The following is a 23,888-nucleotide window of genomic DNA, read 5'->3' on the forward strand; positions in this document are numbered from 1 at the left end:
ATGACCGAGCAAACTGCACCAGCCTTCAAACCAAAGAAATCTGTTGCCCTGTCTGGCGTGACCGCGGGTAACACGGCCTTGTGTACCGTCGGCAAGACCGGTAACGATCTGCACTATCGCGGTTACGACATTCTGGATGTCGCCGATAGCTGTGAATTTGAAGAGATCGCCCATCTGCTGGTCCATGGCAAGTTGCCCACCAGTGCCGAACTGCAAGCCTACAAGACCAAGCTCAAGGCCTTGCGTGGTCTGCCAGCCAATGTGAAGGCTGCACTCGAATGGCTGCCTGCAGCATCCCATCCGATGGATGTCATGCGCACCGGTGTCTCGGCCTTGGGCTGTGTACTGCCAGAGAAAGACGATCACAATACCCCAGGCGCACGCGATATCGCTGACCGTCTGATGGCGTCGCTGGGTTCCATGTTGCTGTACTGGTATCACTACAGCCATAACGGCAAGCGTATCGAGGTGGAAACCGATGACGATTCCATCGGTGGCCACTTCCTGCATTTGCTGCATGGCGTACCACCCTCAAAGCTGTGGGAAAAAGCCATGCATACCTCGCTGATTCTGTATGCAGAGCATGAGTTCAACGCCTCGACCTTCACCGGTCGCGTGATTGCCGGTACCGGCTCCGATATGTATTCCGCCATCACTGGTGCGATTGGTGCTTTGCGCGGTCCCAAGCATGGTGGCGCCAATGAAGTCGCGTTTGAAATCCAGAAACGTTACGACAATCCCGATGAAGCTGAAGCCGATATCAAGCGTCGCGTTGAAAACAAGGAAGTGGTGATTGGTTTTGGTCATCCGGTTTATACCATCTCTGATCCACGCAACAAGGTGATCAAGGAAGTGGCTCGTAACCTGTCCAAGGATGCCGGCTCATTGAAAATGTTTGATATCGCCGAGCGTCTGGAAACGGTGATGTGGGATATCAAGAAGATGTTCCCCAACCTGGACTGGTTCTCGGCGGTCTCCTATCACATGATGGGCGTGCCAACAGCGATGTTCACGCCGTTGTTCGTCATTGCCCGCACCTCGGGTTGGGCTGCCCACATTATTGAGCAACGCATCGACAACAAGATCATCCGTCCATCGGCCAACTATGTTGGTCCGGAAGATCTGCAGTTTGTGCCGATCGCCAAGCGTAAATAACGCGCTCTATCAGTCATCAGTAATTAGCATTAGCCGCCTGCAACCGGTCATTGATTATCGATGTATCAATGACCTAGTGCAGGCGGCCACTCTTACCAAGTCATTTTCGGGATTGAGCCATGAATACCGCCTACCGCAAACCTCTACCTGGCACCACGCTGGATTACTTTGACGCCCGTGCGGCAGTTGAGGCGATCCAGCCTGGCGCCTGGGACCGCTTGCCCTATACCTCGCGCGTGCACGCAGAAAATCTGGTGCGTCGCTGCGATACGACGATTTTGCATGATTGCCTGACCCAGATTGTGGAAGGCAAGCGCGACCGTGACTTCCCCTGGTTCCCGGCACGCGTGGTGTGTCATGACATTCTCGGTCAAACCGCGCTGGTGGATCTGGCTGGTCTGCGCGATGCGATTGCCGATCAAGGTGGCGATCCGGCAAAGGTCAATCCGGTGGTGCCGGTACAACTGATCGTCGATCATTCGCTGGCGGTGGAATGCGGTGGCTTTGATCCACAGGCATTCGAGAAAAACCGTGCCATTGAAGACCGCCGTAACGAAGACCGTTTCCACTTTATCGACTGGACCAGCAAGGCGTTCAAGAACGTCAATGTTATTCAGCCCGGCAACGGCATCATGCATCAGATCAATCTGGAAAAGATGTCGCCGGTGATCCACAACGATCATGGCGTGGCCTATCCCGATACTTGCGTCGGTACCGATAGCCACACGCCGCACGTCGATGCATTGGGTGTGATCGCGGTTGGCGTGGGGGGGCTGGAAGCCGAAAATGTCATGTTGGGACGCGCTTCCTGGATGCGTCTGCCCGAGATCGTCGGTGTCGAACTGAGCGGCAAGCCGGGGCCGGGTATTACCGCCACTGACGTGGTGCTGACGCTGACCGAATTCCTGCGCAAGGAAAAAGTCGTCGGCGCCTATCTGGAATTTCGTGGGGAAGGCGCTGCTGCACTGACACTGGGTGACCGTGCCACGATTTCGAACATGGCACCGGAGTATGGTGCGACGGCTGCGATGTTCTTCATCGACCAGCAAACCATCGACTATCTGACCTTGACTGGTCGTGATCATGAGCAGGTCAAGCTGGTTGAAAACTATGCCAAGGAAGCTGGCTTGTGGGCCGATAGTCTGACGTCAGCCCAGTATGAGCGTGTGCTGACATTTGATCTGGGTACGGTGGTGCGCACCCTGGCTGGGCCGTCCAATCCACATCGTCGCTTGCCGGTATCGGCATTGGCCGAACGCGGTATTGCCGTAGATCTGGCCCAGGCACAAGCGCAGGAAGCACAGGGTTTGATGCCGGACGGCGCAGTGATCATTGCTGCCATCACCAGTTGCACCAATACCAGCAATCCTCGCAATGTAATCGCTGCAGCGCTGCTGGCTCGTAACGCCAATCGCGCCGGACTGACGCGCAAGCCTTGGGTGAAGTCGTCATTGGCACCTGGCTCGAAGACGGTTGCGTTGTATCTGGAAGAGGCTGGTTTGACAAACGATCTGGAGCAACTTGGCTTTGGTATCGTGGCGTTTGCCTGCACCACCTGCAACGGTATGTCGGGCGCGCTGGATCCCGTCATTCAGCAGGAAATCATTGATCGCGATCTTTATGCGACGGCTGTGCTGTCGGGCAATCGCAACTTCGACGGTCGTATCCACCCTTACGCCAAGCAAGCCTTCCTCGCTTCGCCGCCATTGGTGGTGGCCTACGCCATTGCCGGCACCATCCGTTTTGATATTGAAAAGGACGTACTGGGCGTTGATCGCACGACCGGCAAGGAAATTCGCCTCAAGGATATCTGGCCCAGCGATGCCGAGATTGATGCCGTGGTCAAGAGCGCGGTCAAGCCTGAGCAGTTCCGCAATGTCTATACCCCGATGTTTGCCGTGCAGCAGGGCAAGGATGAGCAGGTCAGCCCGCTCTACGACTGGCGTGCCATGAGCACCTACATCCGCCGTCCACCGTATTGGGAAGGCGCATTGGCCGGTGAGCGTACCTTGCGTGGCATGCGTCCTCTGGCAGTGCTGCCGGACAATATCACCACCGATCACCTGTCGCCGTCGAATGCAATCCTGCCCGATTCAGCTGCCGGTGAATATCTGGCCAAGATGGGTTTGCCAGAGGAAGACTTCAACTCTTATGCAACCCACCGAGGCGATCACCTGACCGCGCTGCGTGCGACCTTTGCCAATCCACAACTGGTCAATGAAATGGCGGTCGTCAATGGCGAAGTCAAAAAGGGATCGCTGGCACGGGTGGAACCGGATGGTAGCGTCATACGCATGTGGGAAGCGATTGAAACCTACCTCAACCGCAAGCAGCCGCTGATCATTATCGCTGGTGCTGACTACGGTCAGGGATCGTCGCGTGACTGGGCTGCCAAAGGGGTGCGTCTGGCGGGTGTGGAAGTGATCGTGGCAGAAGGCTTTGAGCGGATTCATCGCACCAATCTGATCGGCATGGGCGTGATTCCGCTGGAGTTCAAGCCCGGCGTAACCCGCAAGACGCTGGGTATCGACGGTACCGAAACGTTTGATGTGATCGGTACCCGTACGCCGCGTGCCGACCTGACGCTGGTCATCCACCGCAAGAATGGCGAGCGGGTGGAAGTTCCTGTGACGTGCCGTCTCGATACTGCGGAGGAAGTTTCGATCTATGAAGCCGGTGGCGTACTGCAACGCTTCGCACAGGATTTCCTGGCTTCGACGGTCAAGGCTGCCTGAGTCACACAGAGTGAGCAGAAAGGAATAACGATGTCACACGTACCTCAAATCAAGATACCGGCCACCTATATTCGTGGTGGTACCAGTAAAGGCGTGTTTTTTCGCTTGCAGGATTTGCCTGCGGCAGCACAAGTCCCCGGGGCCGCACGTGATGCACTGCTACTGCGTGTGATTGGTAGTCCCGACCCCTATGGCAAGCAGATCGACGGTATGGGCGGCGCTACCTCCAGCACCAGCAAGACGGTGATTTTGTCTAAATCCAGTCGTCCGGACCACGATGTGGATTACTTGTTCGGTCAGGTATCCATCGATAGCGCCTTCGTCGACTGGAGCGGTAATTGCGGCAACCTGTCGGCTGCGGTCGGCTCGTTTGCCATCAGCAGTGGTCTGATTGATGCCAGCCGGATTCCTGCCAACGGTATGTGCACGGTGCGGGTCTGGCAAGCCAATATCAGCAAGACCATCATTGCCCATGTACCGATCACCGACGGACAGGTGCAGGAAACTGGCGACTTCGAGCTCGATGGCGTGACCTTTCCGGCAGCGGAGGTGCAACTGGAATTCCTCGATCCGGCAGCCGAGGAGGAGGGTGCTGGCGGTGCCATGTTCCCGACCGGCAATCTGGTTGATCAACTCGATGTCCCTGGTGTTGGCAGTTTCAACGCCACCATGATCAATGCCGGTATCCCGACCATTTTCCTCAATGCGAAAGAGTTGGGTTACACCGGCACCGAATTGCAGGATGCAATCAACAGCGATCCGGTTGCACTGGCCCGCTTCGAGACCATTCGTGCCCACGGTGCGGTGCGGATGGGTTTGATCAAACAGATTGACGAAGCGGCCAAGCGCCAGCACACCCCCAAGGTCGCGTTTGTCGCCGCACCAAGCGATTACGTCGCCTCCAGTGGTAAGCCGGTCAAGGCTGCTGATGTCGATTTACTGGTGCGCGCCATGTCCATGGGCAAATTGCATCACGCGATGATGGGTACCGCTGCAGTTGCCATTGGCACTGCGGCAGCCATCCCCGGTACGCTGGTGAATCTGGCCGCTGGCGGTGGTGCACGTAGTGCGGTGCGGTTCGGTCATCCTTCGGGCAGCTTGCGGGTTGGCGCTGAAGCCAGGCAGATCGACGGTGAATGGAGCGTGACCAAAGCCATCATGAGCCGCAGTGCACGGGTATTGATGGAGGGGTGGGTAAGAGTACCGGGCGACACATTCTAAACACACAGCCACTGTCATAAAGTGGCGTTGGAGGAGACACCATGAATTTCGCATCGTTGTATCAGCAATCCATTGACGATCCCGGTACGTTCTGGGCCAATGAAGCCCAACGTATCGACTGGCACAAGCCGTTTTTGCAAACGCTGGATTATTCCCGCGCGCCATTTGCACGCTGGTTTCTGGAGGGTGAAACCAATCTTTGTCACAATGCTGTGGATCGCCATCTGGCCGAACGGGGCGATCAGAATGCACTGATTGCAGTTTCCACCGAAACCAATACGGAAAAGGTCTACAGTTTCCGCGAGCTGCACCGCGAAGTCAGTGCCATGGCAGCGATGATGCAGGCACTGGGGGTCAGGCGTGGTGACCGTGTGCTGATCTACATGCCCATGATTGCAGAAGCCGTATTTGCCATGCTCGCCTGTGCGCGTATCGGTGCTGTACATTCCGTGGTGTTTGGCGGCTTTGCGTCCAGTAGTCTGGCAACCCGGATTGACGATGCCCAACCATGCCTGATTGTGTCGGCCGATGCCGGCTCGCGGGGTGGCAAGGTTGTGCCGTATAAAGGTTTGCTGGATCAGGCAATTGGTCTGGCTGAACACAAGCCGCATCGTGTATTGCTGGTCAACCGAGGTCTGGCCGAACTACCCATGACACCCGAGCGCGATGTTGATTACACGACTTTACGCCCGAATTATCTGGATATTCAGGTGCCGGTAGTCTGGCTGGAATCGAATGAGCCTTCTTATGTACTTTACACCTCCGGTACCACTGGCAAGCCCAAGGGCGTACAACGCGATGTCGGTGGCTATGCCACGGCGCTGGCGGCATCGATGCAGCATGTGTTCTGTGCTCAGCCTGGTGAAACCTATTTCTGTACCTCTGACATTGGCTGGGTGGTTGGTCACTCCTATATCGTCTATGGACCATTGATTGCCGGCATGGCAACGATTCTTTACGAAGGCTTACCGGTATTGGCGACCACACCAGGTGACGCGGGAATCTGGTGGCGACTGGTCGAGAAGTACAAAGTCACCCGAATGTTCTCGGCACCGACGGCAATTCGTGTGCTCAAGAAGCAACCGGCTGAATATATGAGCAAGTACGACCTGTCGTCATTGAAGACGTTGTATCTGGCAGGCGAGCCGCTCGATGAAACCACCTCCAACTGGATTTCAGGCGCGCTTGGTGTGCCGGTGATCGACAATTATTGGCAAACCGAGAGTGGCTGGCCGATTCTGTCGATTGCCCGTGGTCTGGACGACAAGCCAACCCGGCTGGGAAGCCCCGGTGCGCCGCTGTATGGCTACAAGATGCACATCATGAATGAAAGTACCGGGGAAATCTGCGGCGATAACGAGAAAGGTGTCGTGGTCATTGAAGGGCCGCTGCCGCCGGGTTGCATGCAGACCGTCTATCGCGATGATGAGCGCTTCGTGAATACCTACTGGTCGAACTTCCCGAAACAGGTGTATTCCACCTTTGACTGGGGCATTCGTGACAGTGATGGTTATTACTTCATCCTTGGCCGTACCGATGACGTAATCAACGTTGCTGGTCATCGACTGGGCACGCGTGAAATCGAAGAGAGCATTTCCAGCCATACCAATGTTTCCGAGGTCGCTGTCGTAGGCGTGGAAGACAAGCTGAAGGGGCAGGTCGCGATTGCATTCGTGATTCCAAAGAAAGCCGATGGCATCGTTACTGCTGAAGGACGTCAGGCACTTGAGGCGGAAATCATGCGTGTCGTCGACAAGCAGATTGGCGCTGTCGGCCGGCCATCACGGGTGCACTTTGTCAGTGCCTTGCCCAAGACACGCTCTGGCAAGTTGCTGCGGCGTTCTATCCAGGCCATCTGTGAGGGGCGTGATCCGGGTGATCTGACGACCATTGAAGATCCTAGTTCGCTGCAGCAGATCAGGGCCTGCCTGCAATAAATGTGCTGTTTTTGGATGCGGCCGGTGCAGCAATGCACCGGCCGTTCTTATTTTGGGTACACTAGCTGGCTTCAGCATCAGCCTGCGTAATTGCTTCTCATGAACTCTCCTATCCGTCCAGTCACGGTAGCCGACGCTGCTGCCATCTGCGAGATCTACAATCATTACGTCACCACCACAGGGATCAGTTTTGAGCTGGAACCGGTGAGCGTGGAGCAGATGACACAGCGGATCACTGATATTGCATCGCGCTATGCCTGGTTGGTGTACGAAGAACAGGGACGGGTACTGGGATATGCTTATGCCAGCCAGTGGAAGCCCCGTCTGGCGTACCGTTATTCGGTCGAGAGTTCGGTGTACCTTGCTGCGGATAGTGGCGGTAAGGGCGTGGGTGCACAGCTGTATGGCGCCTTGTTTGCGCAGTTGAAGCAACGTGAGGTGCACGTCATCATGGCCGGAATCGCGCTACCAAATGCGGCCAGTATCGGATTGCACGAGAAAATGGGGTTCGTTAAGGTCGGACACTTCAGGGAAGTTGGCAACAAATTCGACCAGTGGCTTGATGTCGGCTACTGGCAACTGATTCTGTAAGAGGTAGTCACATGCGATCGACCAAGGCCACGGGCGCAATCGAGCGCCTCAATACACGTGCTGGCACGCGCCAGTATTCGATGGTACGTACCGCTGCAGAACTGTTTTATCTGGTCCAGCGTACACCTGACAATCCTGCAGAGAAACTCTGTGAGCCCTTGCCGTTAGATGAGTTTGTTACCTTCGTCAATGCCTACGGACCACAGAAGCCCAAACGGGTGAGCAAGCTCGACGTCGCTTTTGAGAAACAGCTCCTGAAAAAGCCTTGAATCCAAGGGCTCGCATGATCATCCTGCCTGCTCCACGCGTGCCGCAAAAAGACTGGATTTGGCGCTCACATACGTCAGGCATGGAGCGTATCGAAGCCTTTTTTCACGGCCGCGGCTATGGAATGCATCGTCACGATACGTATGCGATCGGCATTACTCTCCACGGTATTCAGTCGTTCCAGTACCAGAAGGAAATGCGACACAGTCTGCCCGGAAATACCATTGCACTTTATCCGGATGAGCCCCATGACGGGCAGGCAGGTGATGCGACCGGGTTTCATTATCGCATGCTCTATATCGAGCCTGCATTGTTGCAGGAATCATTAGGTGGTGTAATCCTGCCGTTTGTGCCAACGGGTATCTCAAGCAATCCTCACTTATTTGTCGCCGTACGTAACTTGCTGACACATTTGGACGCGACGGTCGAAACGCTTGAGCAGGAAGATGGTATTTTCGAACTGGCCCAGGCGATGGAAATGGCTTCTGGTGCGCGACCCCGTCGTCATCGCGCTGATTTTCGGATGGCACAATTAGCCCGCGAGTACCTTCATGCAGCAATTGATCGTCAGGTATCGCTGGAGGAGGTCGCTCAGGCAGTTGGCCGTGATCGCTGGAGTCTGACTCGTGACTTTCGCAGTTTTTTTGGTACCAGCCCTTATCGTTATCTGAGTCTGCGTCGGCTGGATATGGCGCGGCGACTCATGTTGCAGAACATGGCATTGACCGACGTTGCTGCCAACTCCGGCTTTGCTGATCAAAGTCATTTGACCCGACTGTTTACTAAAACGTATGGCATGTCACCAGCACGGTGGCTGCGTATCGCCAGGGCATGCAGTAGTTACTGATGAAAAATTTCTTATTGTGGTAGTTGCACAATCGTTCAAGACGCTTTATCAGGCATGACGTACTCTCGGGTTTTCTTTTTCATCCGGAGTGCTCATGGTCAAGCAGCCAACAACATTTCAAGCAATCAATTTCAAGCAGAAGCTTTCTTTGTTCAGTGAGCAATGGTCGCAGCGCGTGATCGCCGAAATGAACGACTATCAATTCAAACTAGCCAAACTGGAAGGGGATTTCATTTGGCATGCCCACGCTGACACTGATGAGGTATTTATTATTCTCGACGGCCAGTTGCGCATCGATTTTCGCGATGGCGCAGTGCATTTATCCAGTGGTGACATGTTTGTTGTACCCAAAGGGGTCGAGCACAAGCCGTTTGCAGAGAGTGAAGTTAGTGTCTTGCTTGTTGAGCCACGTGGTGTGATCAATACCGGTAGCGAAAATAACGAACGCACACGTGCCAATGATGTCTGGATATGATGCCATTTTGCTGCGTCGCCGCCCACTTATAGTTGCGTGGGCGGTGTATTCACTTAGCTCAGCGTCGCCACAACTGGCGCGTGATCCGATGGCTGTTCCCATTTGCGCGGTATCTTGTCGATCACGCAGGCGGTGCATTGCGCTGCCAGTGGTGCGCTCAGCAGGATATGGTCGATTCGCATGCCGCGATTGAGGCGGAATCCCATTTGTCGATAATCCCACCAGCTGAACAGCTTCTCTGCTTGCTCGAACTGGCGGAAGGAATCGCTGAAGCCCATGTCCAGCAACTGCTGGAAGGCCGCACGTTCTTCAGGCGAAACCAGATTCTGTCCGACCCAGGCGGCAGGGTCGTGCACGTCACGATCTTCCGGCGCGATGTTGTAATCGCCCAATAAAGCCAGTTTGGCGTGTTGTTGTTGCTCCTGTGCCAGCCAGGTATGCAGTGCTGCCAGCCATTTCAGTTTGTATTGAAATTTATCTGAATCGGGAGCCTGCCCATTGGGGATGTAGGCGCAGACTATGCGCATACCTTCAATGGTGGCGGCGATGATGCGCTGTTGCTCATCGTCAAACAAGGGATTGTTCTTGACCACGTCGGTGATCTCATGGCGCGACAGGATGGCTACGCCGTTATAGGTCTTTTGACCGGTGTAGACGACTTGATAACCAGCTGCATTGATTTCGGCGACGGGGAATTTATCGTCGGTCAATTTGGTTTCCTGCAGACATAGCACGTCAACCGGGTTGTCAGTGAGCCATTGGAGGACTTGTGGCAGGCGTACTTTCAGTGAGTTAACGTTCCAGGTAGCGATTTTCATGGATAGTGCAAGGCCTTAAATTGAGAGGAATGCAACGGCTCCTGACCGCCAGCGATGGCTGTCACGTTCCTCGGTCAAAACAAAGCGAGATAGTACCGCAACTAGTCTGATTTTTACTGAAGCCGCGGATGGTATCGAACTGGTAGAAGCGGTCGAACGGATGCGGTAGATCGTTGATCGCACTGGCGTTGGTAATGCATAGGCGATTTCAAGCGAATGACTGTGTAAAAAACGCCTCGTATCGGAGGCGTTGTTGAGTTTATTTGAAGCGATAACTGAGTGTTACGAAGCCAAGATTTTCAATGTTGCGATTGACGATAGGACTATTGGTAATGCCTCGACCAAGCCAGGTGCGGCGCAAGGTGATATTGGCGACCCAGGTTGGTGTAATTGAATACTCGGCACTTAGCGCCAGAATGGTGTTGGTAGAAGCGCTGCCGCTGTAAGCGCGATAACCACTGGCAGCCGATTCGGCCGAGGTCACGCCGTAGAAATAGTTGTTGTAGCTGGCGCTCTGGCGCACGGCACCGATTTGCGGATAGACTGCCAGTGCACCTGCATCGAGCTCTACAGCATAAATCGCTTCGAAAAAGCTCCCGTGTGAGCTACCTACGTCATAAAAGCCATTCAGGAAGAAGGCACCGAAAGGCGTTTCCTGGTAGGTGCCGATACCCAGCGGTATCGCATCATTACGCCGCTGCAGTCCATTCGATGCATCATGGCCATCGAAATTGATGCGCGTTGAAAACTCAAGATAACCATCGCCCATTTGCAAGGTCTTGACGCCAAAGGTATCGAGACGACCAAAGAAACGTCCGTAATCGCCATAGATGTATGGCAGCGGAGATACCGTAGCTTTTTTGCCGAGCACATTCTGATCCATGCGAATGGCCCCCAAGCCGAGATCGCCGACATAGTGATCGGTCAGATCGGTCGGCGAAGTGGTGGGCGAGCTTGTCACGGCCGGGTCTGAAGGTGCGGATTGCTGTGCCAGCGCTTGTTGCGCCAACAGTAGAAAAGCGACACACAGAAGGGGTTTTAACATGGCAGGCACTTTCGTCTGATTCATCTGTCGTTGAGCAGACGAGAGCCTAACATGGGAGTTCCAGTCTTGACTATTGGCTAGTGGAGTGGAACAGTCCGTCGTTTGATCTTGATGTTAATTTGTGCCATCAACGTCGCAGGTATGACACATTTGGTGCTGTGAGCGGCTACCGTTGTCATTATTTTGTGCCGCAGTCGAACTAAATAAATGCTCCGGCATGAAATACAACGCGTCCCAATACTTCACTAGTATCCGTGTCGAACGGCTGGCGTTGATAATGCTTGCGGTTGGGATTGTCCGCGCTGACATACCACTGACCCAGATCAAGGATAAGACGTCTGACGAATACCGCACCATTGACGTTGAGTAAAAATATTCCGTTATCAATCGGTTCGGTACTGGCGGTATCGATGACCACAATATCGCCGGCCGCCAGACGTGGATACATACCTGCATCTTCGATTGCGATGGCAATCAGATGCTCAGGCACCAGGCTGTGACCATTAAGCCAGTTACGGTGCAGGCTCAACACAGCATCGGCCTGCTTGACCTCGGCAATGTCAGGATGACTGGCACCCGGTTTGAGAATCAGGCTGACCTGCCGGATGAAGATCATGTCATCGACATTTTCTCCACTGTTGGCTTGACTACGGTATGCAAGATGCGCGGAAGTTTCTCCGATCATCAGCAATTCAAAATAGAGTGGATTGAGGCCGAGACGTTTTTCAAGTCGGCGTGCTGCCTTTTCGCCAAAACCCTGGCCACCACGATACGTTGGCGACAGGAGTTGGCCTAGGCGAGATTCGCTCAAATTGCTGTCATCACAGAACTGTCTACGATTATTTTGGTAGCGATCCTGGAGCAGGGCAATCAGGCGTTTTCGTCGGTGTTCATGCATATTCATGAGCTCATTGGAACTCACATTTACCAAATGGTAAACTAACTTTTGCTTGACTTGACAATAAGTAATGCTACATTGAGGGGCATGACACTTTTGCAATTTCTTAACTCGTTATCTCCTGAGTCTCGTGCGAGACTGGCTGTACATTGTGAGACTTCCTTCGAGTATCTGCGCCAGATCGGTTATGGCAATCGCCCCTGTTCACCGAAGATTGCGGTCTGTATCGAGCGTGAATCGGGTGGCATAATTACGCGAAAATCCTTGTTCCCGAATGATTGGGAAAAAGTATGGCCAGAGTTGGCAGTGGAAGAGTTGAGTAGTCGCTCTGAGCTCGGATGAACGAAAAAAATAAGAGCAAAACGAGAATAAAATCAGAGAAATATAAGAGTAAAAGTGTGACGACGTTCAAGGCAAAGTACATAGAGACAGGTCACCACAAATAAAAAAGCCGTCACGTAAAGTGACGGCTTAAGTTCACGACTTTAGTTGGTGGCTTGCCGGCCTAACAGCAATCAATATCGTGATCCTGATCCAGGCATCAACGTACTGAGCAAGCTACTTCGCAGTACGTCAAGCGGATGATCAGAGTCGTGGTTTCTGTCCTGCTTTCGCGCGCTCAAGCAGAAACGTGGTCAGCAGTGGTACTGGACGCCCCGTTGCACCTTTACTCGCTGCGCCGCGCCAGGCAGTACCAGCAATATCGAGGTGGGCCCAGGTGTATTTCTTGGTAAATCGTTCCAGGAAGCAGGCTGCTGTCACGCTACCGGCCGGTTGTCCGCCGATATTGGCGATGTCAGCGAAGTTGGATTTAAGCTGTTCCTGATAGGCATCCTGAATCGGCATACGCCATGCCGTATCACCACTATGCTTACCTGCGGCCAGCAATTCAGCCGCGAGTTGATCGTGGGCTTCATCCTCGCGCGTAAACAGGCCGCTGTTGTGATGACCCAGTGCCACCACGCATGCACCTGTCAAAGTCGCGATGTCGACCACGGCGGCCGGTTTGAAGCGTTCCACATAAGTGAGGGCATCGCACAGAATCAGGCGACCTTCAGCGTCGGTATTGAGGACTTCGATCGTTTGCCCCGACATCGATGTGACGATATCGCCCGGTTTGGTGGCGCGTCCAGAAGGCATGTTCTCGCAGGTCGGAATGACGCCGATCACGTTGAGTTTCAGCTGTAGCTCTGCAATCGCCCGGAACGTTCCCAGCACGGAGGCAGCGCCACACATGTCGTACTTCATCTCATCCATGCCCGGACCAGGCTTGAGTGAAATACCACCGGTATCGAAGGTGATGCCCTTGCCGACCAGAACAGTTGGTGCGTCCTTGACTTTGCCGCCCAGATGCTTGAGAACGATGAACTTTGGTGGTTCGTCGCTGCCATTGGTGACCGACAGAAAGCTTCCCATCTTGAGTGCTTCGAGCTGCTTGCGATCCAGTACTTCAACTCCCAGTTTGAAGTCCTTGGCCAGTTTCTTGGCGACATTGGCAAGATAGCTTGGCGTGCAGACGTTACCAGGCAGGTTACCCAGTTCCTTGGTCAGTTCCATGCCATTGGCCAACGCCACTGCTTCTGCCAGCGCAGATTTTGCGTCTGTCGAGGATGCGGCGGCCACACCGAAGGTAAATTTTCTGACACCACCGGTCACGGTGTCCTTCTTGCTCTTCATCGTGTCCGAGCGATAATGGTTATCGCGCGCTGCCACGACCAGTGTGCGGATCGCCCAGGCTTGGTCACGTCCCTTGATGGTTTCAAAGGGCAGCGCCAGTATGGCATCGCCACCACCGATTGTTGCCAGTGCCCGTACGACGGCCTGGCTTGCAGCAAAGAAACTCTTCTCGGCAATCTCGCCTTCTTCACCGAGGCCAACCAGCAGTACACGCTCGGCAGTAACGCCAGTCAGGCCGCGCAGTAACAGGGAGGAGCCCGGCTTGCCGGTGATATCCCCCGATTTCAGTGCGGCGGCAATCTGTCCAGTTTGGTCAAGCGCCGCTGCAGCGCTTGTCAGTTTGCGGTTTTCAAAGATGCCGACGACCAGCGTACCGGTCTTCAAAGCGGCGACAGAGGTTTTTACGTCCAATGTTTTTATGCTAAAGTCCATCGTTTATCCTTAGTTTGCTTTGATTAATTTACCTTCGCGATTATAAGCCCCGAATGATTTTTGAGCGCGCTCTTCGACGCGAATTGATGAGCACCGCCGGCGCAGTGTTCACGACGCTATTTACCATTACTCTCACGGTGATGCTGATCAAGATCCTTGGTCAGGCCGCCGGGGGGCAGGTCAGCTCGCAGGATGTCATGGCACTGATTGGTTTTCAGGCCTTGAACTATCTCCCTGTGATTCTTATTCTGACAGGATTTATATCTGTATTGCTGGTGGTTACACGTAGTTACCAGGATTCCGAAATGGTGGTCTGGTTTGCCTGCGGGCTGAGTCTGACACGCTGGATCAAACCAGTCCTACGTTTTGGCTGGCCTATCATCGTCCTGACGACCGTGCTCAGTTTTGTCGTGACGCCTTGGGCGAACCAGCAAAGTGCCAAGTTCCGTGAACGCTTTGAGAAACGCGACGATATTGCCCGCGTTTCTCCGGGCAAGTTCCAGGAATCAGCCGTGGCTAACCGGATCTTCTTTGTGGAAGGCATTTCCGGTGATTCGACCAAGGTCAAGAATGTCTTCGTCAATACCTTCAATAATGGCAAAACCAGCATTGTGGTGGCCAAGGAAGGGGAGATGCAGGTTGACGCTGATGGCGAGAAATTTGTCGTCATGAACAAGGGGCGTCGCTACGACGGCTCACCGACAGAGCCAGATTTCCAGATGATCGAATTTGAACACTACGGTTTGCTCACTGGCGGACAGTCTCCGGTGACCGAAGGTGAGAAGTCAGTACGGGTTCAGACCAGTTGGGACCTGTTCACCCAGAATAGCAGCTTCAGCCGTGGTGAATTGCTATGGCGTATGGCATTGCCGATCATGTCGATGACCCTGATGCTGCTGGCCATTCCGCTCTCCTTTGTCAATCCCCGCGCAGGGCGCTCAATCGGATTGCTGGTGGCATTGCTGCTGTTCGTCCTCTACAGTAATACTGTCAGCGTATTCCAGTCGTCGGTGTCGCAGGGACGAATGTCATTCATGCTGGGATGGTGGCCGGTTCATCTGGTGGTGGCAGCGATTGTGGTTGCTCTCTTTTTCTGGCGTCTTAAAGTCAATAGTCGCTATCACCCTGCCACGATGTGGTCCAACTTGCGCTACGGGCGCAAGTAGAAACGACGCAACAGATGAGAGTTATACAACGTTATATCACCACGGAAATCGTCCGCTCGGTTGCTTTCGCACTGGCTGCGTTTCTGGCGCTGTTCGCATTTTTCGAGTTGATGGGGGAATTGGAATCGGTCGGTCGCAATGGCTATCAACTCCATGATGCGCTGCTCTTTGTCGCTTTGGGCTTGCCTGGTAACGTCTATGAGCTGATGCCGATTGCGGTGCTGATCGGGACCATTTATGCCTTGTCGCAGTTTGCTGCCAGCTCTGAATTTACGATCATGCGGGTCTCCAGCATGTCGACGCGCATGGCGGCAAAAGCACTCGCCAAAATTGGTTTGGGCTTTGCCATTTTCACGATCCTGTTCGGTGAACTGGTTGCGCCAAAGACCACCGAAATAGGACAGAAGCTCAAGTTGCAAGCCCAAGGTTCGTCGTTATCGCAGCAATTTCGTTCTGGCTTGTGGGCCAAGGATGTGATTAAGGACAAGGGGCTTGACGGCAGTATTGTCGGCACCCGCTTCCTGAATATTCAGCGGATCACCGGCAATGGTCATCTGTATGGCGTAAAAATTTACGAACTGGACCAGGACTTTCACCTGTCCGACATGATCGTGGCCGCTGAAGGTGCTTACCAGAATGATCATGTCTGGCAATTATCCGATGTGGAGCGCACCACCTTCATCTTTGATCATAAGGCACGTGATATCACTTCGCCGATTGCTACCGAGCGACTCAAGACATTCAGCTTTGTCTCTGAGGTGACGCCCGAGATTCTCTCGGTGCTGTTTGCCGACCCTGATCACATGTCGGCCTATGATCTTCGGGCCTACACCAAGCATCTGCAAGCCAATAATCAGCGCACCGAACGCTATGAAATCGCCTTCTGGAAGAAGGTGGTGTACCCACTGTCGATTTTCGTCATGATGGCGTTGGCGTTGCCTTTTGCCTACCTGCATTTTCGCGCTGGTGGCGTCAGCCTCAAGATTTTTACCGGTATCATGATCGGCGTCTGCTTTCAATTGATCAACAACCTGTTTTCTCATCTGGGATTACTCAACAGCTGGCCTGCCCCGGTGACCGCTTCTCTGCCGAGCATTTTGTTCATGTTCTTTGCAGTGGGAGCGTTACGTTGGGTGGATCGGCGCTAAGGCAAATGCAATGATGATCCAACAAGCTCTGATTCTGTTTGCCCACGGGGCCCGCGATCCGGCCTGGGCAGAGCCGTTCCGTCGGCTGCAATCGATCAGTCAGATCAGTTTGCCTGACGTGACTGTGGAGCTGGCTTTCCTTGAACTGATGAAGCCATCTTTGCCAGAAGAAGTAGAAAAATTAGTCGCCGCAGGGATACGCCAGGTTACCGTCGTGCCAGTGTTTTTGGGGCAAGGAGGGCATGTGCGACGGGATTTGCCGCTCTTGATCGAGCAATTACGCCAGACTTACCCGAGCGTTGTCTTCAAGATTGCCGCAGCAGCGGGTGAAGACGCCGGCGTGCTGCAGGCGTTAGCACAGTATTGTGTGACGACCGCGCAGGACGAATAGGCGACTTTCCTGGTTGTTTTCAGTCTTGTTATTTCTGATTCTCGTTGCTGGTCACTGGTCGGGGCGCCAGCGCCTCGCCGATCATCACCAGAACCGGGCCGCTACAGGCCGCTAAGCCTTGTTCCAGGGTTCCCAGTTGCAAGTCCAGAATATGTTCATCTTCGCGACTGCAATTTTCGACGACTACCACCGGCGTTGTGCGCGGGTAACCCAAGGACAGCAGTCGTTGCGCGGTTGCCGTCGCTTCCCGACCACCCATATACTGCACCAGCGTATCGCCATTGGGCATGATGAACTCCTCCGGCTCATCCGGCGCGGTGCTGGAGGTGAACAGCGACACACTGCGTGCGATCCCCCGTTTTGTCAGCGGGCGTTGTGCCGAGGAGGCTGCTGCCAGAGCGGCGGTAATGCCGGGCACGATTTCGTAAGTGATGTTCGCAGCATCGAGTGCTCGTAACTCTTCATCGGCGCGACCAAACAACATCGGATCGCCCCCCTTCAGACGCACCACCATACGGTATTGTTGGGCACTTTCTACCAGACGCTGATTGATTACCGGTTGCGCGGTAGAGCGTTGTCCGCTACGTTTACCAACGGCAATTTTAACGGCCTGCGGACATAATGCCAGCATGTCTTCGGTAACCAAGGCGTCGTACAGCACCGCATCAGCCTGCGCTAGCAGACGTGCACCGCGCACCGTAATCAGGTCGGCCGCGCCAGGACCAGCCCCAATCAGATAAACCTTGCCGACGGCCAAGATGGTGGACGAGACAGGATTGGGCGAAGTAGGCTGGGACATGCGATCAAAAAGAAGGAATTGGCAGCCAGGCACAGTGACTGCAACCGCCGTTCCCGAACCCGGAAACGGCGCAGCAGAGATTATCAGGCATCCAGACGGATCATGCCAGCGGCAACGGTCTGATGTGTGACTTCATCGATCAGGATAAAGGCACCTGTCGCGCGGATCTGGGCATAGGAATCGGCCGCAATGGCTTGCTGCACATTGATCGAGACACGGGCAATATCGTTGAGCTTGAGCGACTCGGCAGCATGACGCTGCTGGGTATTGATATCGAGCAAGGTATCGACTTTGGCAACGCGGGCAGCAACCTGTTTGGTCGTGTGCTTGAGCCAGTATTTGCGGCGCGGGTCCAGTGCATCTTCCGACAGCCAGCAGAGATCCGCAATGACAGTTTTGAGCAGGCTGGGAGCGTTCTCGGCGGATGCCAGCATGTCGCCACGCGAGATATCGAGGTATTCCTCCAGCAAAATCGTGACTGATTGTCCGGCACTGGCTTGCTCCAGCGAACCATCGAGCGTCAGAATATCCTTGACGGTGGCAGTCTGGCCGCCAGGTTGTACTATCAGCTTGTCGCCACGGGTGACCTTGCCTGCCTCAATCCGGCCCATGTAGCCGCGGAAATCGTTGGCTTCATGGCCATTGTGGCGTGCCACCAGTTGTACCGGAAAACGGAACGGCTCAGCGTGCGCATCTTCATACACGGAGAGGGATTCCAGCAATTCAATCAGAGTCGGTCCCTGATACCAGTCGAGTTTGTCACCGCGGCTGACCACATTGTCGCCGGCCAGCGCAGACAGCGGGATTGGTCGTACATCCTGCAGGCCGAGCTGCGCAGCGAAGTCCTGATAAGCGGCTACGATGCGGTCGTAGGTACGTTGATCGTAGTTGACCAGATCCATCTTGTTGACGGCCACCACCACATGCTGAATTTGTAGTAAATGGGCAATGGTGGAGTGGCGCTTGGTCTGGGTCAGCAATTCGACACTACCATCGTCACCCAGCTTGACCTTGGACACATCAATCAGAATGATCACTGCATCCGCAGTTGAAGCACCAGTGACCATATTGCGGGTGTACTGCTCATGCCCCGGGGTGTCAGCAATGATGAACTTGCGCTTGGGCGTGGCGAAATAGCGGTAGGCCACATCGATGGTGATGCCTTGTTCACGCTCGGCTTCGAGGCCATCGGTGAGCAGCGACAGGTCAATGGTGTCACCCACGGTACGCTTGTGCTTGGCACGCGAAATGGCGTCGAGCTGGTCGGCGAAGATACCTTTGCTGTCGAACAGCAGGCGGCCAATCAGTGTGCTCTTGCCATCATCGACCGAACCAGCAGTGATGAAGCGCAGCAGACCGCGCTCGTGCTGACTAGCGGAGGTATTGAGGTTGGTTTCGGCAACAGCGGCATTCATCAGAAATATCCTTCTTTTTTACGTTTTTCCATCGACGCTTCGGAGGTCTGGTCATCCATGCGGGTCGCGCCGCGTTCGGTGATTTGCGTGACCGCCGTTTCGGCAATGATGGCTTCGATCGAGCTGGCATCCGAGGCCACCGGGCAGGTGCAGGAAATATCACCGACCGTGCGGAAGCGCACTACGCGGCTTTCCACAGTTTCTCCCTCTTTGGCAGGCGTGAGGTCGGTCAGTGGTACCAGCAAGCCATTGCGAGGGATGACCTGGCGTTCGTGGGCAAAATAGATCGGTGGCAGTGCCAACTTTTCGCGGGCGATATATTGCCAGACATCCAGTTCGGTCCAGTTGGAGATCGGGAACACACGCATGTTTTCACCAGGGTGAACGCGCGTATTGTAGAGGTCCCACAATTCCGGACGTTGTGCCTTGGGATTCCATTGCCCGAATTCGTCACGGAAGGAAAAAATCCGTTCCTTGGCACGCGCTTTTTCTTCATCGCGTCGTGCGCCGCCAATACAGGCGTCAAACTTGAATTCTTCAATGGTTTCCAGCAATGTCACCGCTTGCGCGGCATTGCGCGAATCCGTCTGCGGGTTGCGCAGGCGCACGGTGCCACGCTTGATCGAATCCTCGACCGAACGAACGATCAGACGTTCGCCCAGTTCGGCAGCACGCTGGTCGCGGAACGTAATGACTTCAGAGAAGTTATGGCCGGTATCAATGTGCACCAGCGGGAATGGGAATTTCCCCGGACGAAAGGCCTTCTCTGCGATGCGCAGCAAGACGACCGAGTCCTTACCACCCGAGAACAGCAGTGCAGGGTTGCTGCACTCCGCCGCGACTTCGCGCATGATATGAATGGCCTCGGATTCCAGCCAGTCCAGATGACGGTTGCTGGCGTTGTCGAGAAAAAGTTGTTCAACTGCAGTGTTCATACGGTGACCTTCGGTTCAAGTCGGATTGCTTTTATTCGTTTGTGACTGGCATTACTCATACCGTGCATGATCTGCGCTTCACGAGGCATCGGCAGACTGAGATTTGATGCGGATCAGTTTGCCATCCACCACATGCAAGCCACATTCCTTGGAGTCGGGATTTTCCCACCACCAGCGCCCGGCACGGACATCTTCACCGGGTTCGATGGCACGCGTACAGGGTGCACAGCCAATCGACGGATAGCCTTGATCGTGGAGCGGATTGTAAGGCACCTCATGGTCGCGCAAATATTGCCAGACGTTCTCTTCCGACCAGTCCGCAAGCGGATTGAACTTGACCATGTTATGCGCCGGATCGTTTTCCTGCACATCAAGCGCTGCACGAGTGACCGATTGCGCGCGCCGCTGCCCTGTGACCCATGAACGATTGCCTGCCAGCGCCCGGTTCAGAGGTTCGATCTTGCGGATGCGGCAGCATTCCTTGCGCGCTTCCACGCTGTCATAGAAGCCATTGAGGCCATGACTTTCCACATACTGGCTGACCGCTTCCGGCTGTGGCCGATAAGGCGTAACGTCGTAGCCATAGGTCGCCTTGATACGGTCGATCATGGCCAGTGTTTCCGGGTGCAGACGGCCAGTTTCCAGCGTGAAGATGCCAATCGGTAACTGATGACGCAAAATCAGGTCGGTCAGCACCATATCTTCGGCAGCCAGACTGGAAGCAAACACAGCAGGGGAATACGCTGCAGCGATTTTTTCCAGCGTGGCGCGGGTACGTGCGATCAACTCGGGCAAGCTTGGTTCGGACATGGTCAATTCCTGTTGACGAGTACTGTTCAATCGCGCGCCGGCTGTGCTTCACGCTTGGCACGGCGGAACAACGGGTTCTTTTCGTCCCACGAAGTCTGATATTTTTCCGAAAAATCGGTCAGGCCCTTCAGTGCATCGTGGATATTCTTGTCGGCACGTACTGCAAAGGCATTGAAGCCCACGCGCTGCATGTAGAACAACTGGTCGCGCAAGACATCGCCAATGGCACGCAACTCGCCGGTGTAGCCCAGGCGTGCGCGCAGGTTGTAGGCGATCGAGTAGCCACGACCGTCGGCAAACTTGGGGAAATCCACGGCGATGACCTGGAACGGCGCCAGATCATCCTTGAGGGCTTCCGGCCGGTCGTCACTGGCCAGCCACACACCCAATTGTGGGCGGGCTTGCAGCGTCGTCCGCTGCGCTTGCCAGACGTTGAGTGGCACGATGAATTTGCCTTCCGGTACCGTGACAGACTCGGCAGTTTCACCTTCAGCGAGGCGCAGTACGGTCCAGTCGTCGCTGATGACGACTTTGTCTTTGATCAGATTAGGCACAGACGTCTTCTCCAATGGCGTGATCGGCTTTGATCGGGGTGGCGTAGACGAAATCCTTGAACGGTGCGATACCGATGCGGCGCACGGTGTCAATGAAGCGTTCGTCTTCGATGCGTTGTTGTACGTAGACTTGCAGCAGGCGGTCAATCACCGTCGGCATTTGATGTGCCGAGAACGAGGGACCGATGATCTTGCCGATGCTCGACTGATTGCCCTGAGCACCGCCCAGCGAGACCTGATACCACTCGGCACCATCCTTGTCGACGCCCAGAATGCCGATGTTGCCGACATGGTGGTGGCCGCAGGCATTGATACAACCTGAGATGTTGAGTTCGATCTCACCGATATCGTGCTGGAAGTCGATGTTGTCGAAGCGTTCGGCGATGGCTTGTGCGATTGGGATCGACTTGGCGTTGGCCAGCGAGCAGAAGTCACCACCGGGGCAGCAGATAATGTCAGTAAGCAGACCGATATTCGGGGTTGCCAGACCGTGGCTACGTGCTTCTTCCCACAAGGCGTAGAGATCGCTTTGCTTGACGTCGGCCAACACCAGATTCTGTTCGTGGGTCACGCGCAGCTCACCGAAGCTGTAACGGTCGGCCAGATCTGCCACGAAGTCGAGCTGATCAGCGGTGATGTCGCCCGGCGGTACGCCGGTCTTTTTCAACGACAGAATAGCGGCGGCGTAGCCCGGCACCTTGTGTGCCTTGACGTTGCGCTTGAGCCAGTTGGCGAAGGCCTTGTCGGTGGCTTTCTTTTGTTCAAATTCAGTATCGATTGCAGGCAGAGCGGCATAATCGGGCGCGGTGAAGTAGTGCGCGACGCGTTGCAGTTCTTCTTCGGTCAGGGTCGAAGGACCGTCTTTGATATCTTGCCACTCGGCTTCAACCTGGCGTGCAAAGTCTTCGGCACCGATTGCCTTGACCAGAATCTTGATACGCGCCTTGTACATGTTGTCGCGACGGCCGTATTGGTTGTAGACGCGCAAAATCGCTTCCAGATACGACATCGCATGTTTCCATGGCAGGAACTCGCGGATCACGCTGCCCAGAATCGGTGTACGTCCCATACCGCCACCAACCAGCACGCGGAAGCCGACTTCGCCAGCGTCGTTCTTGATTACGTGCAAGCCGACGTCATGGACGGCAGTCGCGGCACGGTCTTCAGCAGAGCCACTGATGGCGATCTTGAATTTGCGGGGCAGATAGGCGAATTCAGGGTGGAATGTGCTCCACTCGCGAATCAGTTCAGCATAGGGACGTGGATCCACGATTTCATCAGCGGCAACGCCAGCCAGCTCGTCCGAGGTTGTGTTACGGATGCAATTGCCAGACGTTTGAATGGCGTGCATTTCTACCGTAGCCAGTTCGGCCAGAATATCGGGAGACTCTTCCAGCTTGATCCAGTTGAACTGGATGTTCTGACGGGTCGTGAAGTGACCATAGCCACGGTCATACTTGCGCGCGATGTGGGCAAACATGCGCACCTGACGCGAAGCAAGCAGGCCGTAAGGTACGGCGATGCGCAGCATGTAGGCATGGCGCTGCAGGTACAGGCCGTTTTGCAGACGCAGGATGCGGAACTCATCCTCGATCAGTTCATCGGAGAGTCGGCGGCGTACTTGGTCTCGGTACTGTGCAACTCGCTCATTAACGATCAGGTGATCGTACTGGTCATAGCGGTACATCTTATGGTCCCTGTTAACGTCTTATCGGATCTGCCAGGCAGAATCCGGATGATTGAATTAAAAAACCAGCTTGAAGGCAACACTCGTCAGCGTCAGTGCCAGCAGGCCGCGCAGGAATTTCTCGGGCACGGCACGTGCTGCAAGAGAGCCAATGGTAATGCCTGGCACCGAACCCAGCAGCAGTGCGCCCAGCAAATCCCAGTTGATTGAGCCTAGCCACCAGTGACCAAACGCAGCAATCGCGGTCAGTGGTACAGCATAGGCAATATCGGTACCGGCAATTTCAGCCGGTGACAGACGCGGATATAACAACACCAGCAGGGTTGCACCCACCGCACCAGCACCGATGGACGAAATCGTAACGAGTATCCCGAGTACCGCACCGCTCAGGATAGTGGCGTTGCGCAGTTGCTGACCTTGCAAATGCCGTTCAGGATGGGCATTGAGCCAGCGCTGTAATCTGCTTTTGAACAGCAACGCAACCACGGTTAGCAGCACTGAAATGGCAATTGAATAACGAATAATCTGGCCAATTTGCGGGCTGACAGTACCAAAGTGCTTGAGCAGCAACGTCGCCACAAGTGCCGCTGGCAGGGCACCAATGCAGAGCGGACGCACAATATCCCAACGTACCGTTCCCTTGGAGCGATGCGCCAGCGTGCCGGCGCTTTTGGTGACGGCAGCAAAGGCCAGATCTGTACCCACCGCCACACTGGGGTGAATGCCGAACAGCAAAGTCAGTAATGGTGTCATCAGCGAGCCGCCGCCGACGCCGGTCAAGCCGACCAGCAAACCAACAGCAAAACCGCTGACTACATAAGAAAGAGTCATAACACCTCGTCTATAACAGGTCGAATCGTAATAAACTTAGGTTTCAAACCAAAC

At 54.8% G+C, this 23,888-nt stretch carries 23 protein-coding genes; 12 read left to right on the forward strand and 11 right to left on the reverse strand.

The window, feature by feature from the left end:
- The 8 genes from prpC to FHW66_RS13065 all read left to right on the forward strand — a co-directional run bounded on the left by prpC (nucleotide 1) and on the right by FHW66_RS13065 (nucleotide 9,228).
- On the forward strand, nucleotides 1–1,155 hold the full coding sequence (prpC, locus tag FHW66_RS13030; RefSeq protein ID WP_183380242.1) for a 2-methylcitrate synthase: 1,155 nt from the start codon (nucleotides 1–3) through the stop codon (nucleotides 1,153–1,155).
- A gap of 119 nt (nucleotides 1,156–1,274) precedes the next feature.
- Nucleotides 1,275–3,890: a Fe/S-dependent 2-methylisocitrate dehydratase AcnD gene (gene acnD / locus FHW66_RS13035; protein ID WP_183380243.1), complete on the forward strand. Its 2,616-nt coding sequence runs from the start codon at nucleotides 1,275–1,277 to the stop codon at nucleotides 3,888–3,890.
- Nucleotides 3,891–3,920: 30 nt separating this feature from the next.
- Nucleotides 3,921–5,111: a 2-methylaconitate cis-trans isomerase PrpF gene (gene prpF / locus FHW66_RS13040; RefSeq protein ID WP_183380244.1), complete on the forward strand. Its 1,191-nt coding sequence runs from the start codon at nucleotides 3,921–3,923 to the stop codon at nucleotides 5,109–5,111.
- A gap of 41 nt (nucleotides 5,112–5,152) precedes the next feature.
- Nucleotides 5,153–7,048, forward strand: coding sequence for a propionate--CoA ligase (locus FHW66_RS13045; protein WP_183380245.1), 1,896 nt, complete (start codon nucleotides 5,153–5,155; stop codon nucleotides 7,046–7,048).
- A gap of 99 nt (nucleotides 7,049–7,147) precedes the next feature.
- On the forward strand, nucleotides 7,148–7,639 hold the full coding sequence (locus tag FHW66_RS13050; protein WP_183380246.1) for an arsinothricin resistance N-acetyltransferase ArsN1 family B: 492 nt from the start codon (nucleotides 7,148–7,150) through the stop codon (nucleotides 7,637–7,639).
- Nucleotides 7,640–7,650: 11 nt separating this feature from the next.
- Nucleotides 7,651–7,908: a hypothetical protein gene (locus tag FHW66_RS13055; protein WP_183380247.1), complete on the forward strand. Its 258-nt coding sequence runs from the start codon at nucleotides 7,651–7,653 to the stop codon at nucleotides 7,906–7,908.
- Nucleotides 7,909–7,922: 14 nt separating this feature from the next.
- Nucleotides 7,923–8,753 carry an AraC family transcriptional regulator gene (locus FHW66_RS13060; RefSeq protein WP_255458956.1) on the forward strand — a complete coding sequence of 277 codons (831 nt, stop codon included), beginning with the start codon at nucleotides 7,923–7,925 and terminating at the stop codon, nucleotides 8,751–8,753.
- 94 nt (nucleotides 8,754–8,847) lie between these two features.
- Complete coding sequence (locus tag FHW66_RS13065) at nucleotides 8,848–9,228, forward strand: cupin domain-containing protein (RefSeq protein WP_183380248.1); 381 nt, start codon at nucleotides 8,848–8,850, stop codon at nucleotides 9,226–9,228.
- Nucleotides 9,229–9,281: 53 nt separating this feature from the next.
- Here FHW66_RS13065 and xth read toward each other — a convergent pair whose 3' ends face one another.
- The 3 genes from xth to FHW66_RS13080 all read right to left on the reverse strand — a co-directional run bounded on the left by xth (nucleotide 9,282) and on the right by FHW66_RS13080 (nucleotide 11,902).
- Entirely contained in the window at nucleotides 9,282–10,046 is a 765-nt protein-coding gene (xth, locus tag FHW66_RS13070) for an exodeoxyribonuclease III (RefSeq protein WP_183380249.1), read from the reverse strand.
- Between the two features lie 259 nt (nucleotides 10,047–10,305).
- Nucleotides 10,306–11,091, reverse strand: a complete 786-nt coding sequence (locus FHW66_RS13075) for a MipA/OmpV family protein (protein ID WP_183380250.1) — start codon at nucleotides 11,089–11,091, stop codon at nucleotides 10,306–10,308.
- A 199-nt stretch (nucleotides 11,092–11,290) separates the two neighbouring features.
- Nucleotides 11,291–11,902 (reverse strand): S24 family peptidase, encoded by a 612-nt coding sequence (locus FHW66_RS13080; RefSeq protein ID WP_183380251.1) that lies wholly within the window; start codon nucleotides 11,900–11,902, stop codon nucleotides 11,291–11,293.
- 174 nt (nucleotides 11,903–12,076) lie between these two features.
- On the opposite strand from FHW66_RS13080, the gene FHW66_RS13085 reads away from it, so the two are divergent.
- Entirely contained in the window at nucleotides 12,077–12,331 is a 255-nt protein-coding gene (locus FHW66_RS13085) for a hypothetical protein (protein WP_183380252.1), read from the forward strand.
- Nucleotides 12,332–12,574: 243 nt separating this feature from the next.
- Here FHW66_RS13085 and FHW66_RS13090 read toward each other — a convergent pair whose 3' ends face one another.
- Nucleotides 12,575–14,098 (reverse strand): leucyl aminopeptidase, encoded by a 1,524-nt coding sequence (locus tag FHW66_RS13090; RefSeq protein ID WP_183380253.1) that lies wholly within the window; start codon nucleotides 14,096–14,098, stop codon nucleotides 12,575–12,577.
- Nucleotides 14,099–14,151: 53 nt separating this feature from the next.
- On the opposite strand from FHW66_RS13090, the gene lptF reads away from it, so the two are divergent.
- Genes lptF through FHW66_RS13105 form a run of 3 tightly spaced genes read left to right on the forward strand, consistent with a single transcriptional unit; the run spans nucleotide 14,152 to nucleotide 16,803 of the window.
- The gene (gene lptF / locus FHW66_RS13095) at nucleotides 14,152–15,264 is read left to right on the forward strand and encodes an LPS export ABC transporter permease LptF (RefSeq protein ID WP_183380254.1); all 1,113 of its coding nucleotides are present in this window, start codon (nucleotides 14,152–14,154) and stop codon (nucleotides 15,262–15,264) included.
- A 14-nt stretch (nucleotides 15,265–15,278) separates the two neighbouring features.
- The gene (gene lptG, locus FHW66_RS13100; RefSeq protein WP_183380255.1) at nucleotides 15,279–16,412 is read left to right on the forward strand and encodes an LPS export ABC transporter permease LptG; all 1,134 of its coding nucleotides are present in this window, start codon (nucleotides 15,279–15,281) and stop codon (nucleotides 16,410–16,412) included.
- 13 nt (nucleotides 16,413–16,425) lie between these two features.
- Complete coding sequence (locus FHW66_RS13105; RefSeq protein ID WP_183380320.1) at nucleotides 16,426–16,803, forward strand: sirohydrochlorin chelatase; 378 nt, start codon at nucleotides 16,426–16,428, stop codon at nucleotides 16,801–16,803.
- A gap of 28 nt (nucleotides 16,804–16,831) precedes the next feature.
- Here FHW66_RS13105 and cobA read toward each other — a convergent pair whose 3' ends face one another.
- From cobA to FHW66_RS13140, 7 genes are all read right to left on the reverse strand, one after another.
- Entirely contained in the window at nucleotides 16,832–17,602 is a 771-nt protein-coding gene (gene cobA / locus FHW66_RS13110) for a uroporphyrinogen-III C-methyltransferase (RefSeq protein ID WP_183380256.1), read from the reverse strand.
- Between the two features lie 83 nt (nucleotides 17,603–17,685).
- A complete protein-coding gene (locus FHW66_RS13115; protein ID WP_183380257.1) occupies nucleotides 17,686–19,017 on the reverse strand; it encodes a sulfate adenylyltransferase subunit 1 in 1,332 nt (443 codons plus the stop codon).
- The gene (gene cysD / locus FHW66_RS13120; RefSeq protein WP_183380258.1) at nucleotides 19,017–19,952 is read right to left on the reverse strand and encodes a sulfate adenylyltransferase subunit CysD; all 936 of its coding nucleotides are present in this window, start codon (nucleotides 19,950–19,952) and stop codon (nucleotides 19,017–19,019) included. Before cysD ends, FHW66_RS13115 begins: the two co-directional genes overlap by 1 nt.
- Nucleotides 19,953–20,030: 78 nt before the next feature.
- A complete protein-coding gene (locus FHW66_RS13125) occupies nucleotides 20,031–20,762 on the reverse strand; it encodes a phosphoadenylyl-sulfate reductase (RefSeq protein ID WP_183380259.1) in 732 nt (243 codons plus the stop codon).
- Nucleotides 20,763–20,788: 26 nt separating this feature from the next.
- Nucleotides 20,789–21,316, reverse strand: a complete 528-nt coding sequence (locus FHW66_RS13130) for a DUF934 domain-containing protein (protein WP_183380260.1) — start codon at nucleotides 21,314–21,316, stop codon at nucleotides 20,789–20,791.
- Nucleotides 21,309–23,003, reverse strand: a complete 1,695-nt coding sequence (locus FHW66_RS13135) for a nitrite/sulfite reductase (RefSeq protein WP_183380261.1) — start codon at nucleotides 23,001–23,003, stop codon at nucleotides 21,309–21,311. The genes FHW66_RS13130 and FHW66_RS13135 overlap by 8 nt, the downstream gene beginning before the upstream one ends.
- Nucleotides 23,004–23,060: 57 nt before the next feature.
- On the reverse strand, nucleotides 23,061–23,834 hold the full coding sequence (locus FHW66_RS13140) for a sulfite exporter TauE/SafE family protein (RefSeq protein ID WP_183380262.1): 774 nt from the start codon (nucleotides 23,832–23,834) through the stop codon (nucleotides 23,061–23,063).
- Nucleotides 23,835–23,888 lie beyond the last annotated feature (54 nt).

The organism is Herbaspirillum sp. Sphag64, from assembly GCF_014192645.1.
GTDB lineage: Bacteria > Pseudomonadota > Gammaproteobacteria > Burkholderiales > Burkholderiaceae_D > Herbaspirillum.